Consider the following 15584-nt stretch of genomic DNA (forward strand, 5'->3'; position numbering starts at 1 on the left):
GGTCACCGGTGGAGCCATAGGCGGAGCGCCGAGAGGAGCTGTTCGGTGTTGACGGGCTTGGCGAGGTAGTCGGAGGCGCCGGCCTCCAGGCACTTCTCCCGGTCGCCCTTCATCGCCTTGGCGGTCAGCGCCACGATCGGCAGGCGCCGGAAGGCCGGGTTGGCGCGGATGACCTGCATGGTCTCGTAGCCGTCCATCTCCGGCATCATGATGTCCATGAGCACGATGGCGATGTCGGCGCGCGCCTCGATGATCGAGATCGCCTCGCGCCCCGTCGTCGCGGTCAGGACCCGCATGCCGCGCCGCTCCAGCACGCTCGACAGGGCGAAGATGTTGCGCGCGTCGTCGTCGACGAGGAGCACGGTGCGCCCGACCAGGTCCTCGTCGGAGCGGTGCAGGCGCTCCAGCATCCGCTGCTTCTCGGGGGGCAGGTCCGCCACCACCCGGTGCAGGAACAGGGCGGTCTCGTCGAGGAGGCGCTCGGGCGATTCCACCCCCTTGACCACCACGGAGCGGGCGAGCGCGTGCAGCCGCGCATCCTCCTCCGGCGAGAGGGCGCGGCCGGTGAAGACCACGACCGGCAGGTCGGCCAGCGCGTGGTCCTCGCGCAGGCGCTCCAGCACCTCGAAGCCCGACATGTCGGGGAGCTTCAGGTCGAGGACGACGCAGTCGAAGGCGCCGGCCCTGAGGGCCGCCAGCGCCTCCTCGCCGGTCTCGGCGGTGACGATGGCGATGTCCTCGTGGCCGAGCAGCGTCGCCACGCTCATGCGCTCGGCCGGGTTGTCCTCGACGATCAGGAGCCGCCGCTGCCGCGGCTCGGCGAAGCGCTTGATGCGCCGCAGCGCCGCGCCGAGATCCTCCGAGGTCGTCGGCTTCGACAGGAACGCGTAGGCGCCGCGCGCGAGGCCGTGGCGGCGATCCTCGTCGAGGGTGACGATCTGCACCGGGATGTGGCGCGTCGCCGGATCCTGCTTGAGGTGGCTCAGCACCGTCCAGCCCAGCATGTCGGGCAGGAAGACGTCGAGGGAGATCGCGGTCGGGCGGTGGCGCCGCGCCAGCGCCAGCGCGTCGGCGCCCCGGCTCGCGATCAGCACCTTGAAGCCGCCGTCGCGGGCGAGCTGGGCCAGGACGCGGGCGTAGTGGGGGTCGTCCTCGACGATGAGCAGCACCGCGTCGCCCGGCTGCAGGCTCTCGCGGTCGTCGCCCTGTCCGCCCTCGACCACCGCCAGCGTCCACTCGCCCGCCCTGGCGGCCAAACCCGCTCCGGCGGCCAAACCCGTCCCGGCTGACAAGCCCGTTCCGGCGGACAGGCCCGTTCCGGCGGGCGCCGCCGGGACGGGCGCCGGGGACGGGGAGGCCGCCGGGATCGTGCTCGCCGCGCCCCCGTAGGCGAGGGGCAGGTAGAGGGTGAAGGTGCTCCCCACCCCGGAGGCGCTGCGCAGCTGGATCTCGCCGCCGAGCAGGTTGGCGAGTTCGCGGCTGATGGCGAGGCCGAGGCCGGTGCCGCCGTACTTGCGGCTCGTTCCGGCATCGGCCTGCTGGAAGGCCTCGAAGATGATCTTCTGCTTCTCGGGCGGGATGCCGATGCCCGTATCCGAGACCTCGAAGGCGACGACGGCCGGCGCGTTCTTGAGCACCGGGTGGTCGGCGCTCCAGCCGCCGGCGGCGGGCGCCACGCGCAGGCGCACGCCGCCCTGCTCGGTGAACTTGAAGGCGTTCGACAGGAGGTTCTTGAGCACCTGCTGCAGGCGCTTCGAATCGGTGACGAGGGTGCCGAGCTCCGGCGCCATCTCGACGTCGAAGGACAGGCGCCGGTTCTCCGCCTCGTGCCGGAACGGGCGGGCCGTGGTGGCCAGCAGGTTGGCGAACGAGATCTCCTCGGCCTCCACCGAGACCGTGCCGGACTCGATCTTCGACAGATCGAGGATGTCGCTGATCAGGTTCAGCAGGTCGGTGCCGGCGCCGTGGATCGTGCGGGCGAACTCCACCTGCCGTTCCGACAGGTTGCCGTCCGGGTTCTCGCTCAGCTGCTGGCCGAGGATCAGGATAGAGTTGAGCGGCGTGCGCAGCTCGTGGCTCATGTTGGCCAGGAACTCGGACTTGTACTTGGAGGTGAGCGCGAGCTCCGCCGCCTTCTCCTCCAGCGCGCGGCGGGCCTGCTCGATTTCCTGGTTCTTCGCCTCGACCTCGTCGTTGCGGTCGGCGAGCTGCTGGGCCTTCTGCTCCAGCTGCTCGTTGGTCTGCTGCAATTCCCGCTGGCGGATCTGCAATTCGCTGGCGAGCTGCTGGGATTGCGTGAGCAGCCCCTCGGTCTGCATCGTCGCCTCGATCGAGTTGAGCACGATGCCGATGCCGCTGGTGAGCTGCTCCAGGAAGGAGATCTGCAGGTCCGTGAACGCGGTGAGCGAGGCGAGTTCGATCACCGCCTTCACCTGCCCCTCGAACAGGACCGGGAGCACGATGGCGGTGCGCGGCACCGCCCGGAACAGGCCGGAGACGACCGGGGTCGCGGTCGCGGGCACCTCGGTGACGAGCAGGCGCCGCGCGTCCCGGGCGCATTGCCCGATCAGCCCCTCGCCGAGCGCGAGGCGCTCCTTGTGGCCCACGATGGCGTCGTCCGCGTAGGCCGAGAGCAGGCGCAGGGAGCCGGCGCCGGCCTCCCCGGTCTCGACCCGGTAGATCACGCCCTGCTGCGCCTCGACCAGCACGGCGAGTTCGGACAGGAGCGTGCGCCCCACCGTGGTCAGGTCGCGCTGTCCCTGCAGCATGTTGGTGAAGCGGGCGAGATTGGTCTTGAGCCAGTCCTGCTCGGTGTTGCGCTCCGTCGTGAGACGGAGATTGCCGATCATCGTGTTGATGTTGTCCTTGAGCTCGGCGACCTCGCCGCGGGCCTCGACCTGGATCGAGCGGGTGAGGTCGCCCTTGGTGACGGCGGTGGCGACCTCCGCGATGGCGCGCACCTGGGTGGTCAGGTTGGCGGCGAGCAGGTTCACGTTGCCGGTGAGGTCCTTCCAGGTGCCGGCGGCGCCCGGCACGTTGGCCTGACCGCCGAGGCGGCCCTCGACGCCGACCTCGCGCGCCACCGTGGTGACCTGGTCGGCGAAGGTCGCCAGCGTCCGGGTCATGTTGTTGATCGTCTCGGCGAGGGCCGCGACCTCGCCCTTCGAGGCGACGGTGAGGTTCTGGGTCAGGTCGCCGTCCGCCACCGCGGTGACGACCTTGACGATGCCGCGCACCTGCTCGGTGAGGTTGGCCGCCATCACGTTCACGGTGTCGGTGAGGTCCTTCCAGGTTCCCGCCACGCCGGGAACCTGCGCCTGGCCGCCGAGCTTGCCCTCGGTGCCGACCTCGCGGGCGACGCGCGTCACCTCCCCGGCGAAGGCGTTCAGCTGGTCCACCATCGTGTTGATGGTGTTCTTGAGTTCCAGCATCTCGCCCTTCACGTCGACCGCGATCTTGCGCGAGAGGTCGCCGCGGGCCACCGCCGTGGTGACCTCCGCGATGTTGCGCACCTGCGCGGTGAGGTTGCCGGCCATCGAGTTGACGTTGTCGGTGAGGTCCTTCCAGGTTCCCGCCACGCCCGGCACCTGGGCCTGGCCGCCGAGCTTGCCCTCGGTGCCGACCTCGCGGGCGACCCGGGTCACCTCGCTGGCGAAGCGGTTGAGCTGGTCGACCATCGTGTTGAGGGTCTCCTTCAGCTCCAGGATCTCGCCGCGCACGTCGACCGTGATCTTGCGCGACAGGTCCCCGTTGGCGATGGCGGTCGAGACCTCGGCGATGTTGCGCACCTGGGCGGTGAGGTTGCCGGCCATCGAGTTGACGTTGTCGGTGAGGTCCTTCCAGGTTCCCGCGACGCCCGGCACCTGCGCCTGGCCGCCGAGGCGGCCCTCGGTGCCGACCTCGCGGGCGACGCGCGTCACCTCCCCGGCGAAGGAGCGCAGCTGATCGACCATCGTGTTGATGGTCTCCTTCAGCTGCAGGATCTCGCCCGAGACGTTGACGGTGATCTTCTTCGACAGGTCGCCCTGCGCCACCGCGGTCGCGACCTCGGCGATGTTGCGCACCTGGGCGGTGAGGTTCGAGGCCATCGAGTTGACGTTGTCGGTGAGGTCCTTCCAGGTCCCGGCGACGCCCCGCACGGTCGCCTGGCCGCCGAGCTTGCCCTCGGTGCCGACCTCGCGGGCGACGCGCGTCACCTCGCTGGCGAAGGCGTTGAGCTGGTCGACCATCGTGTTGATGGTCTCCTTCAGCTCCAGGATCTCGCCCGAGACGTTGACGGTGATCTTCTTCGAGAGGTCGCCGCTGGCGATGGCGGTCGAGACCTCGGCGATGTTGCGCACCTGCGCGGTCAGGTTCGAGGCCATCGAGTTGACGTTGTCGGTGAGGTCCTTCCAGGTGCCGGCGGCGCCCGGCACCTGGGCCTGGCCGCCGAGGCGGCCCTCGGTGCCGACCTCGCGGGCGACGCGCGTCACCTCCCCGGCGAAGGCGTTCAGCTGGTCCACCATCGTGTTGATGGTGTTCTTGAGTTCGAGGATCTCGCCCGAGACGTCGACCGTGATCTTGCGCGAGAGGTCGCCGCGGGCCACCGCGGTCGTCACCTGGGCGATGTTGCGCACCTGGGCGGTCAGGTTGCCGCACATGGCGTTGACCGAGTCGGTGAGGTCCTTCCAGGTTCCGGCAACGCCCGGCACGATGGCCTGGCCGCCGAGCTGCCCCTCGGTGCCGACCTCGCGGGCGACCCGGGTCACCTCCGAGGCGAAGGAGCGCAGCTGGTCGACCATCGTGTTGATGGCCTCCTTGAGCTGCAGGATCTCGCCGCGGACGTCGACGGTGATCTTCTTCGAGAGGTCGCCGTTGGCGACCGCGATCGTCACCTCGGCGATGTTGCGCACCTGGGCGGTGAGGTTCGAGGCCATCGAGTTGACGCTCTCGGTGAGGTCCTTCCAGACCCCGGTCACCTCGCGCACCTGGGCCTGACCGCCGAGCTTGCCGTCGGTGCCGACCTCGCGGGCGACGCGGGTCACCTCCGAGGTGAACACGCTGAGCTGCTTGATCATCGCGTTGACGATGGTGGCCGAGCGCAGGAACTCGCCCTGGAGCGCGCGCCCGTCGACGTCGAGGGGCACGGTCTGCAGGAGGTCGCCGCGGGCCACCGCGGTGATCGCCCGCGTCACCGCGGTGGTCGGCCAGAGCAGGTCGTCGATCAGGGTGTTGACGGAGGATTCCATCTCGCCCCAGGCGCCCTGGGTGAGGTCGAAGCGCACGCGGGTGCGGGTGCGGCCCTCGCGGCCGACCACCTGCCCGACCCGCTCCAGCTGCCCGGCCATGCGCTCGTTGGCGGCCACGATCTCGTTGAAGGTGTCGGCAACCTTGCCGGAGCGGCCCGTCAGGTTGCCGGGCAGACGCACGCTGAAATCCCCCGCCCGCATCGCCTGGAGGGCGGCGAGCAGCTGGTCGAGGTCGAGCTCCGCGGCGGAGGCCCCGCCCTCCGCCGCGGTCCGCCGCGCGAACAGGGCCGGTTCCGCCGCGGCGATCCCGTCCCCGTCCTGCCGCGCGGCGCTGCCTTCCGGCTCCATGGCTAAGCTCCCCGGGGGTATGTTCCGAGGGAACCATATCCGCCGAGCCCGCAAAGGTCTAACGCGCGGGGGGCTCACGCGCGGGTTCTCACGCGCGCGTGAGGTGGCGCTGTGGAAAGCGCGGCCGTCGGCGCCGTCGGATCCTCCGCGCGCCGATCCCGGCGCAGGGTCCGGGCGGGACGCCGGCCCTGCCCGCCGCCGGAAGCGGGGCGGGACCTTAACCGTCGCGGCCGGGCGGGTCTCCCCCCGCCCCCGCCAGGGCCGCCGCCACCGCCGCGCGCGCCTCCTTGAGCCGGAAGGGCTTGCGCAGGAAGGCGGTGTAGCCGCGGCAGCGCTCCCGCACGGCGGTCTCGGGCATCGAGCTCATCAGCACGACCGGGATGCGGGCCGTGGCGGCGTCCTCGGCGAGCGCCCGCAGCATCGCCGGCCCGTCCATCACCGGCATCATGAAGTCGAGGAGGATCAGGTCGGGCCGCGCCTCGGCGAGGCGCGCGAGGCCGTGGCGGCCGTTGGCCGCGGTGAGCACCGTGTGACCCTCATCCGTGAGAACCGAATCCAGGAGCTCGGCGATGCCGAACTCGTCGTCCACGATGAGCACCGTCGCCACGCGCTCACTCCCCGCCGCGCCGTCCCGCGGGGGACTGGAGCTCGGCCAGGATGGCCTCGGCGCGGTCGGGTCCGTCCTCGACGACGAGGCCGCCGGCCCGGATGGCGAAGCAGCGCAGGCGCTGGTCGATGGCGCTGTCCCGTGCCTTGATCACCGACACCATGCGGTGGAGCGCGGAGCGCTGCTCGACGAAGCGCATGAGCAGGATGTTCTCGGTGATGGCGGAGGCCCCCCTGAGCGACACGCCGCTGAGCGGGAAGCCGGCGGCGAGCCCGGTGAGATCGGTCTCCATCGTGACGATGCTGGTCACGTTGAGGGCCCGCAGCTCCGCCGTCAGGGCGGCGACGATGCGGATGATCCGGTCCCCGTCCTCGGCCAGACGGCTCATCGCGTCGAGTCCGTCGAGGAACACGCGCCGCACGCCGCGGTTCCGCACGGTCGCGAGGAGCTGGTCGCAGACCTCGTCGATCAGTCCCTCGGTCGCCGGCTGCCACATCAGCCCGACCTCCCCGGCGGCGATCGCCGCCGCCGCGGCCAGCCCGAGGGCTTCCGCCTTGGCCTTGAGCGATTCCGCGCTCTCGTGGAAGCCCACGAGGAGGCCCGGCTCCGCCCCGGACCCCAGGAATTGCAGGCCCAACGTGGTCTTGCCGATGCCGGAGGGGCCCGCCAGGAGCGTCGTCGAGTGGAGCGGCAGGCCGCCGTCGAGCATCCCGTCGAGGGCGGGTACGCCGAGCGGAACCTTGGGCCCGCGCAGGTGGTCGCGCCGGCTCGGCTCGCGCAGGCGGGCCTCGGTGCGGGGATAGACCGCCACCCCCGCATCCGTGATGCGGAAGACGTGGCGCCCGCGCAGGAATCCGCTGCCGCGGAACTTGCGCACCTCGAGGTCCCGCTCGGACCGGCGGCCGTAGGGGCGGCTCGACAACTCGATCAGCCCGTCCACCATCGTGTGCTCGGCCGCCACCATCTCGGCGCCCGTGGCCGCGCTGGTGAGCAGCAGGATCGTGGCGCCGGTGGCCGCCGCCTGGGTCTGCAATTCGTGGATGAACTTCTTGAATTCGATGGCCGAATCCGCGGTTTCCTCCGCCGCCATCACGCCGTCGAGGACGATCAGGCTCGCCTCCCGCCCGGCCGCCTCCCGGCGCAGCAGCGTCAGGAGCCCGGACAGGCCCTCGTCCTGCAGGGTGCGGAAGGCCGACAGGTAGGTCAGGCGATCGGGGATGGCGCCGGAATCGAAGAAGCCCAGGGGCGCGATGTGCCCGAGCATCCGGGCGTGACTCTCGGCCAGGAGGGTCACGTAGAGCGCCCGCCTGCCGCCCGCCGCCGCGTGGGTGAAGCAGACTTGGTTGGCCAGGATGGTCTTGCCGCTGCCCGGCGTGCCCTGGACGATGTAGACGCCGCCCTCGAACAGGCCGCCGCCCAGGATCTCGTCGAGCCCGGCGATCCCCGTCGGGACGCGCTCCAGCCCGCCGTAGCCGCCGACCCGCGTCGTGCTCGCACCCGCCCCGGTCATCGTGGTCTCGGTATCCGTCTAGAGATAGAGGGGGAGAGTTACCGTGAAGGTCGCGCCTTCACCAGCCCCGCTCCGCACGCTCACGCTCCCCTCCATCGCCTCGGCGAGGCGGCGCACCAGCCAGAGCCCGACCCCGAAGCCGCTGCGCAGCTCGGGATCCGGCAGCGCCGCCCGCTCGAAGCGCTCGAAGATCCGCTCCTGGTCGGCCTGCGGGATGCCGTGCCCCTCGTCGCGGACGCGGATCGCCGCCCGCGCCCCGATCCGCTCGGCCTCGATCGCGATCGGCTTGGAATCCCCGTACTTGATCGCGTTCGTGACGAGGTTGTCGAGGATCTGGTCGAGGGCGACCCGCTCGCAGCGCAGGACGAGCTCCTCCGGCACCGCCACCGTGAGGCGGCTCCCCGCATGGGCCGCGAGGGGCTCGACGCCCCGCGCCACCTCGCGCACCACCTCGGCGAGGACCACCGGGGCGGGATCGAGGACGAGGCGCCCGGCCTGGGCGCGCGAGACGTCGAGGACCGTCGTCGCCCGCCGCACGTAGCGCTCCACGAGCCAGTGCAGGCGGGACAAGCCTTGAGCGAGGCGCGGCCCCGCCGCCTCGTCCTCGGCCGCGTCCCGCAGGCGCTCGACCTGGCCGAGGATCGGGGTCATCGGGTTGCGCAGCTCGTGCGCCATGGCCGCCAGGAACGCGTCGCGCTCGTGCAGGGCCGCCTGCAGGGCCGCAACCTCGCGGCGCAGGGCCGCCGTCTCGGCCAGGAGGGGGCCGGTGAGGTCGGTCCCGGGTTCGGGCGGCGCGGCGTCGCGCCGGACGCCGCCTCGCCGGGTCTCCGGCTCGCTCATCGGATCTCCCCGCGAACGGGGTCCCTGCGGACGGGCACGGGGTCCGGATCCCGGCGCCGGAGAGGACCGCCCCGGAGCCGGACCGTATCTAGAGGCTGCACGGAGCGCAGACAGGTCCCGGGCCGGGTCGGCGACGTCCGGCCAGGAGGCCCGGCAGGAGGCCCGTGTCGGGCGCCGGGTGCGGCGCCGAGCTCGGCCGATTGCGTGGGGCGGTTCCGCTCAGCGCCGCGGCACCGCGATCTCCACCACGCGGGCGCCGCCCGCGCGCCGGGCCGCGGGGCGCTCGACCGTCCCGGCCGCCAGCCAGGACCCGTCCCGGCCGCGGCGATAGACGGCCGGCCCGGCCGCACCGGGCTCGCCGGCCCGCGGTCGCGCCGCCCCGACCCCGTCGATGACGTAGACGACCGGCTCGGCCCGCGGCGGGCTCGGAATGCCCGCCACCGTGGGAACGCCGTAGGTGCCGTAGCCCCAGGCGGTCGGCACGAGTTCGGCGGGCCGCGGCAGGGTGAGGAGCGGCCCCTCCGTGACGATGGGCGGAACGGCCTCGCCGCCGGCCACCACGCCGCCCGCGAAACCGTAGGGGTCGGCCGCGAAGCGGCCGCCGCGGTGTCCGGCCCGGCCGTCATGCCGCGGCGCGCGCGGCGACGCCGCAGGCCCGTAGGCGCCCCCCCGGGGCGGCCCGTAGGCGGACCGCTGCGGCGGTCCGTAGGCGGACCGCTGCGGCGGTCCGTAGCCGGCACCCTGGATCGGGGCGGAGGGCCGCGCCGCGGCGGGCCCGGCGAGGAGACCCGCCAGGGCGGCGAGCCCGAGGCCGATCAGGTCACGACGCATAATCCCACGCTCCCGCTCACATCCGCTCGTCAATCGCACATGCCGCATGGTCGTTCCCGCCCGGCAGCCGCGCCAGCCGTGGCAGAGTGCGTAATGCCCCGGCGGATCCCCGCCCCGCCTCCTCCGGCGCGCAGAATTCGCAAGCTCTCGTTCTCGCTCTCGCGCCCGCGGGCCCGTGCACCTGCCCTCGCGTCAGAGGTCGAGCCAAGATGCAAAGCTTGTCGCTCGATCGTTAACGGTTTCGGAGATCGGCACTGCTATCGTGCAGGCGATGATGGGTCACGCAATGCAAGCAGACTTCGCCAAGTTGCTCGATGCAGAGATCGCAAAGACTTGGAGCGATCGACGGATGAGCGTGCTCAAGCGGCTGTACGAGGCGCAGCAGCGGCAGGCGCAGCGGCAGGATGCGCGCAGCGCGATCTGGTTCGTCGGCGCGCTCTACATCCTGTTCTCGATCACGGACGCGATCCTGATCGGCGACGTGATCGTGTACGCAGTCCTGCTGCGGCTCGCCATCGGCACCGTCTACATCGCCTGCATCGGCCTGCAGATCAGGCGCGACGTCGACGCCCGCCTGATTGAGCTGCAATGCGCCCTCGGCGTCGTCGTCGGCTACGCATCCTGGTTGCTGCTGACCTACTTCAGCGACCACAGCGCCAACGTTTCCTACTATCTTGCCTACGGCACCGTCTTCATGATGGTGGCCAATCTGTTCTTCAACTTCCGCTTCCGAGTCGCGCTGCTCACCTCCGGCCTGATCACTCTGATCTTCTTCGTCTCGGCCTTTCTGTGTTTCGATTTCCCGTTCCACTATTACGCCGCGATCGGGTCGCTCTACGTCCTGAGCTTCGTTCTGACGATCTTTATCAACTGGAAATTGAACCTGGAGCGTTATCGCGTGTTCCTCAACGCGATGCGGGCGGAGATTCGCCAGCGGCAGGCGGCGGAGCGCGGCGAGGAACTGCTGAAACTGTCGACGACCGACGCGCTCACGGGTCTCGCCAACCGGCGGGCCATCGACCAGGAGCTGCACAGCCTGTGGAAGGCATGGCGGGAGGGGGGCGCGGCCTTCGGGGTGGTCCTCATCGACATCGACTATTTCCGGATGTTCAACGACTATTACGGTCACCAGCGGGGCGATGCCGGCCTGGTCTCGATGGCGCGCGCCATGGCGGCCGTGGCGAGGCGGCACGGCGGGCGGATCGGCCGCTTCGGGGGCGAGGACTTCATCCTGCTCCTGCGCTGCGAGGAGCCGGAGGCGGTCGCCGCCGTCGCCGAGGAGGTGCGGCGGGAGGTGGAGGCGCTGGCGATCCCTCACGAGGCGCGGATGGACCACCTCGCCGCCGTGACGGCCAGCATCGGGGCGGCCTTCTGCCGGGGGATCGCGGCCGACAAGCCGGAGCGCATCGTCACCGCCGCCGAGCGCGCCCTGCTGCTCGCCAAGGACAGCAACCGCAACTGCGTCAAGCTGTTCGACGGCCGGCTGTTCGACCGCGTCAGCAGCCAGGACAGCGTCGCCGAGGCGGTGCGCACCGCGGTGGAGCGGGGGCGGGTGTCGCTGGTCTTCCAGCCGATCTGGGACGTGTCGGCCGGCCGGATCCTGGCGGCCGAGGCCCTGATGCGGCTCACCGCCCCGGACGGCACCGCGCTCTCGCCCGCGACCTTCATCCCGGTGGCCGAGCGGACCGGGGCGATCGTGGAGCTCGGCGCCTTCGCGTTCCGGGAGGCCTGCCGCCAGCTCGCCGCGACCGAGGCGATCCCGATGGTCAGCGTGAACGTCTCGGCGGTGCAGCTCGGCCGCCCCGACTTCGTCGAGACGGTCGCGGCCCTGCTGCGCGAGACCGGCGTCGCGCCGGCCCGCCTCGCCGTCGAGATCACCGAGGGGCTGGAGATCGACACCGATTCCCGCGTCGCCGAGGCGATCGGCGCGCTCTCGCGGCTCGGCGTGCAGATCTGGCTCGACGATTTCGGCACCGGCTTCGCCGGCCTGTCCTGCATCAGCCGGATCAGCTTCGACACGATCAAGGTCGACAGGCTCTTCGTCCAGGCCAGCGACACGCCCCGCGGCGCCAAGATGCTCAAGGACATCGTGACGCTGGTGCAGAATTCCGGGCAGCGGATCGTGGTCGAGGGCGTCGAGACGGCCGACCAGGTCGAGCTCCTGAAGCAGTACGGGGTGGCCCTGCTCCAGGGCTACTACTTCAACCGGCCGATGTCGGCGGAGGCGCTGCGGATGCTGGCGGCCAAGGGCGGACGGCTGGCGTCGTCCGCCGGCTGAGCGGCGCGCCTGGCGCGGGCGGCGCGCCTCGCGCGCCGCCGGCCGGGCCGCTCAGCGGCGCTCGATCTCCAGGTAGCCGATCAGGCCGCTCTCGTCCTCGAAGTAGCGGAATTGCGCGACCTCCTCGGGAGGGATCTCGGAGGCGAAGGCCTCGATCTCCGCCCGGGAGCGGTAGAGGAGGTGCCAGTCCATGTAGGCCTCCATGTAGGCCTCCTCCCGGACCCCGGTGCGGAAGTTCGGCACCAGCAGCCGCCCGCCGGGCCTGAGCCGCGCGAACAGGGCGCGGGTGAGCCGCGCCGCGAGCCTTTCCTCCAGGTAATCGTAGAGGCCCGCCGCGTAGACGAGGTCGAAGAGGCCGAGATCGTGCCGGGCGGCCAGGACCTGGCGCACGCTGAGCGGGCGGGTCTCGATCGCCGCCGAGACGGTCTCCCGGTAACCCGCGACGGTCCCCAGGCTGACCGGATCCTGGTCGGTGGCGACGAGGCGGCCGATGCGCCCCTCCCGCAGGGCGAGGCTGCTCTCCGCCTCCCGCAGGTGGCCGCAGGCGATGGCCAGCACCTCCGCCCCCGGGCGGCGGCGGGCGGCCTCGTCGATCCGCCCCGCCAGGATCTCCCGGCGCTGGCGCACCGCCTCGCAGGCCGTGACGTTGACCGTGTGGGCCATCACGGCCCGCCCGCCCGCCGTGGCGGCCTCCTCCGCGGCGCGCGCGGCCGGATGCCGGTAGACGAAGTCGAGCAGCCCCGCATCGCCCGGATAGCCCCGCGGCCGGGCGAAGGAGTGACGGGTGAACGGGTCCTCGTGCACGAGGGCCGCCACCCCGTGGCCGCGCGCCGCCGGCACGACCGCCTCCCGCCACGTCCCGTCGCGGAAGGAATCCCGCATCACGCCGAGGAAGTCGATGAGCTCGGCGATGAAGGGATCGTAGCCGTCCGCCAGCGCGATGGCGTGGACTTGGTCGAGGGCGCGCCTCACGTCGCGCGCGACGTCGGCGTAGTGCCGTTCCCGCGATCGGACCGGCAGCCGGTGGGAGGCGGAGCCCGACGGGGCGGCCCGTCCCGGCGCCACCGCGGCGATCGACGCGGCCGGAGCCCGCGACGTCTTCCGCGTCGTCCGGGTTGTATCCCGCCAGGCTGAGGAGGATGTGCGGCTCATGCGATCAAATCCCGCGTCGTGCTGTCTTCGTCGGCAGGATCGCCCCCGCATCCGCCGACGGAGGAAAGTTAACGGGCGTTTAATCGGAACGCACCAATTCGAATGGTTAACGTCCTGTGAAAAGCGGGTATAAATCCTGGCCGGAAATGTTGCCGAGACATAAAATTCAGAAACGGAGTGAAACGATCTGCGATCGAATGTTGACCGATCGCGTCACAAATAACGTGCGAATAGCCTGGACATCGGAACTGGTCGAGGCGCGTGATTCAACTCAAAGTCGCAAAATACAACTTGTGATACGGGATTCCGGCGAGCTGCGAATCGGGGCCGGAAGCTCGGCGCGGAGGAGTGGGCCGGCGATCCGCCACGATCGGAAAGTCGCGCGGAGCAGAGAGCCGGGCGCCGGATTGCCGGAATGCTTGCCGGGCGGAGGATCGTCTCTCCCTCCGGCGCTCGGACCGCGGCGGATCCCCGGCACTGCCGGGTTCGCCCCGCGGACCGCCTGCTTCGCTTCACGAGCCGCCCGGTTCGCCCCGCGAGCCGCCCGGTTCGCCCCGCGAGCCGCACGGTTCGCCCCGCGAGCCGCACGGTTCGCGCCGCGAGCCGCAGGATGATCCGAAAGTCTGACGACGAACGGAGCATTGGGTTCGGTCCCCGGCCGGGCTAACCCTAAGGCTGCGGCCGTGACGGGACGCGCAGCGGAGGCCGGAGCGCACCGGCCCCGACCGCGCCCGCTCGGATCGAGATCGCGCGGCGACAGAGCCGCCCGGCGGGACGCGCAGGCGCCCCGGCGGATAGGCGGCTCGCACGACAGAGGAACGCCCCCATGGCAACAGCAACCGCGGTCGGTCAGGCGGTCGATGCCGCCCGTCCGATGAGCCGGGAGGAGAAGCGGGTCATCCTGGCTTCGTCCCTCGGCACCGTCTTCGAGTGGTACGATTTCTATCTCTACGGCTCGCTCGCCGCGGTGATCGGCGCGCAGTTCTTCTCCGCCTACCCGGAGGCGACGCGCAACATCTTCGCGCTGCTCGCCTTCGCGGCGGGCTTCCTGGTGCGGCCCTTCGGCGCCCTGGTGTTCGGGCGGCTCGGCGACATGGTCGGGCGCAAGCACACCTTCCTCATCACCATCCTGATCATGGGCCTGTCGACCTTCTGCGTCGGCCTCCTGCCCTCCTACGGCGCGCTCGCCGCCTACGGCATCGGCTGGCTCGCCCCGGTGACGCTGCTCGCCCTGCGCATGCTGCAGGGCCTGGCGCTCGGCGGCGAGTACGGGGGCGCGGCCGTCTACGTGGCCGAGCACGCGCCCCGCAACCGGCGCGGCTTCTACACCTCCTTCATCCAGACGACGGCGACGCTCGGGCTGCTGCTCTCGCTGATCATCATCCTGTCGACCCAGGGCTACGTGAACGCGGCCTACCCGCCGACCGTGACGCAGAACCCGGACGGCACCACGACGACGCTCACCGCCTTCCAGGTCTGGGGCTGGCGCATTCCCTTCCTGGTCTCGGTGGTGCTGCTCGCCATCTCGGTCTGGATCCGCCTGCAGATGCAGGAGAGCCCCGCCTTCAAGAAGATGAAGGAGGAGGGCACCCACTCGAAGGCCCCGCTCTCGGAGGCGTTCGGCCAGTGGCGCAACGCCAAGTGGGCGCTCCTCGCCCTGCTCGGCCTCACCGCCGGCCAGGCCGTGGTCTGGTACACGGGCCAGTTCTACGCCCTCTTCTTCCTCCAGAGCATCCTCAAGGTCGACCAGTACACGGCGAACGTGCTGATCGCCTGGTCGCTGGTTCTGGGCACCGGCGGCTTCCTGTTCTTCGGCGCGCTGTCCGACCGGGTCGGCCGCAAGCCGATCATCCTGGGCGGCTGCCTGATCGCGGCGATGACCTACTTCCCGCTCTTCAAGGTGCTGACCGCCAACGCCAACCCGAAGCTCTACGCGGCGCAATCCAGCGTCGAGGTCGTGGTCAGGACGAACCCGGACGAGTGCTCGTTCCAGTTCAACCCGGTCGGCACGGCCAAGTTCACCAAGGAGTGCGACGTCGCCAAGGCGCTGCTCGCCCGCAACGCGGTGAACTACCGGACCGAGGCGGTGCCGGCGGGCACGCCCACCAGCGTGACCGTGGCCGGCAAGTCCTTCGCGGTGAGCGACCCGGCCTTCGCCAAGGCAGTGCCGGCCGCCCTCGCGGAGGCGGGCTATCCGGGCGCCAACAACCCCGAGATCGTGAGGGCCCAGCACCCGGTCGACATCTTCTCGGGCCAGAAGCTGACCGTGGTGGCGGTGCTGACCGTCCTCGTCCTCTACGTGACGATGGTCTACGGCCCGATCGCCGCCGCCCTGGTCGAGCTGTTCCCGACCCGGATCCGCTACACCTCGATGTCCCTGCCCTACCACATCGGCAACGGCTGGTTCGGCGGCCTCCTGCCCGCCACCGCCTTCGCCATGGTGGCCCAGACCGGCGACATCTATTACGGCCTCTGGTACCCGATCGTGATCGCCATGATGACCTTCGTCATCGGCCTCCTGTTCGTGCCCGAGACCAAGGACCGCGACATCCTGGCCTGACGCGCCCCGGCGCGGAGAGCCCCGCCCCCGCGAGGGGGCGGGGCTCTCGTCGTTGCCATGCGCCGCGGCGGCCGGGGATCGAGGGGAGGCGGGGATCCTCCGCCGCGTCCGGCGCGGGGCCGTCCCCGCGCACACGGGATCGTGAGGATCGCGGCGGCCGGATGCCGCAATGTGACCGTTCTTTGCCTCAGGGTCAGGATCTCGGGCCGCCCCCGGGCGGCCGGCCGCGC

The 15584-nt window shown here is 71.3% G+C and carries 8 protein-coding genes; 2 read left to right on the forward strand and 6 right to left on the reverse strand.

The genetic code is table 11. The features are described 5' to 3' along the window. Positions 1 to 2: 2 nt before the first annotated feature. The 5 genes from M446_RS24905 to M446_RS34315 all read right to left on the reverse strand — a co-directional run bounded on the left by M446_RS24905 (position 3) and on the right by M446_RS34315 (position 9364). Positions 3 to 5429, reverse strand: coding sequence for a HAMP domain-containing protein (locus M446_RS24905; RefSeq protein ID WP_236728901.1), 5427 nt, complete (start codon positions 5427 to 5429; stop codon positions 3 to 5). 364 nt (positions 5430 to 5793) lie between these two features. Then, positions 5794 to 6183, reverse strand: a complete 390-nt coding sequence (locus tag M446_RS24910; protein WP_012334883.1) for a response regulator — start codon at positions 6181 to 6183, stop codon at positions 5794 to 5796. Positions 6184 to 6187: 4 nt separating this feature from the next. Beyond that, a complete protein-coding gene (locus M446_RS24915) occupies positions 6188 to 7693 on the reverse strand; it encodes an RAD55 family ATPase (RefSeq protein ID WP_012334884.1) in 1506 nt (501 codons plus the stop codon). Between the two features lie 18 nt (positions 7694 to 7711). Then, entirely contained in the window at positions 7712 to 8533 is an 822-nt protein-coding gene (locus M446_RS24920; protein ID WP_012334885.1) for a sensor histidine kinase, read from the reverse strand. Between the two features lie 219 nt (positions 8534 to 8752). After that, a complete protein-coding gene (locus tag M446_RS34315) occupies positions 8753 to 9364 on the reverse strand; it encodes a hypothetical protein (RefSeq protein ID WP_012334886.1) in 612 nt (203 codons plus the stop codon). A gap of 349 nt (positions 9365 to 9713) precedes the next feature. Between M446_RS34315 and M446_RS24930 the strand changes: the two genes are divergently transcribed. Then, positions 9714 to 11642 (forward strand): putative bifunctional diguanylate cyclase/phosphodiesterase, encoded by a 1929-nt coding sequence (locus tag M446_RS24930; protein ID WP_012334887.1) that lies wholly within the window; start codon positions 9714 to 9716, stop codon positions 11640 to 11642. Between the two features lie 51 nt (positions 11643 to 11693). On the opposite strand, the gene M446_RS24935 is transcribed toward M446_RS24930, so the two are convergent. Continuing rightward, a complete protein-coding gene (locus tag M446_RS24935; protein ID WP_150108727.1) occupies positions 11694 to 12707 on the reverse strand; it encodes a class I SAM-dependent methyltransferase in 1014 nt (337 codons plus the stop codon). A gap of 913 nt (positions 12708 to 13620) precedes the next feature. Here M446_RS24935 and M446_RS24940 point away from each other — a divergent pair. Beyond that, on the forward strand, positions 13621 to 15354 hold the full coding sequence (locus M446_RS24940; protein WP_012334889.1) for an MFS transporter: 1734 nt from the start codon (positions 13621 to 13623) through the stop codon (positions 15352 to 15354). Positions 15355 to 15584 lie beyond the last annotated feature (230 nt).

This window comes from Methylobacterium sp. 4-46 (assembly GCF_000019365.1).
Taxonomy (GTDB): Bacteria; Pseudomonadota; Alphaproteobacteria; order Rhizobiales; family Beijerinckiaceae; genus Methylobacterium.

Coding starts and splice junctions, on each gene's coding strand:
- M446_RS24905 (WP_236728901.1), bottom strand. CDS start 5,429: ATGCGGGCGGGGGATTTCAGCGTGCGTCTGCCCGGCAACCTGACGGGC.
- M446_RS24915 (WP_012334884.1), bottom strand. CDS start 7,693: ATGACCGGGGCGGGTGCGAGCACGACGCGGGTCGGCGGCTACGGCGGG.
- M446_RS24920 (WP_012334885.1), bottom strand. CDS start 8,533: ATGAGCGAGCCGGAGACCCGGCGAGGCGGCGTCCGGCGCGACGCCGCG.
- M446_RS34315 (WP_012334886.1), bottom strand. CDS start 9,364: ATGCGTCGTGACCTGATCGGCCTCGGGCTCGCCGCCCTGGCGGGTCTC.
- M446_RS24930 (WP_012334887.1), top strand. CDS start 9,714: ATGAGCGTGCTCAAGCGGCTGTACGAGGCGCAGCAGCGGCAGGCGCAG.
- M446_RS24940 (WP_012334889.1), top strand. CDS start 13,621: ATGGCAACAGCAACCGCGGTCGGTCAGGCGGTCGATGCCGCCCGTCCG.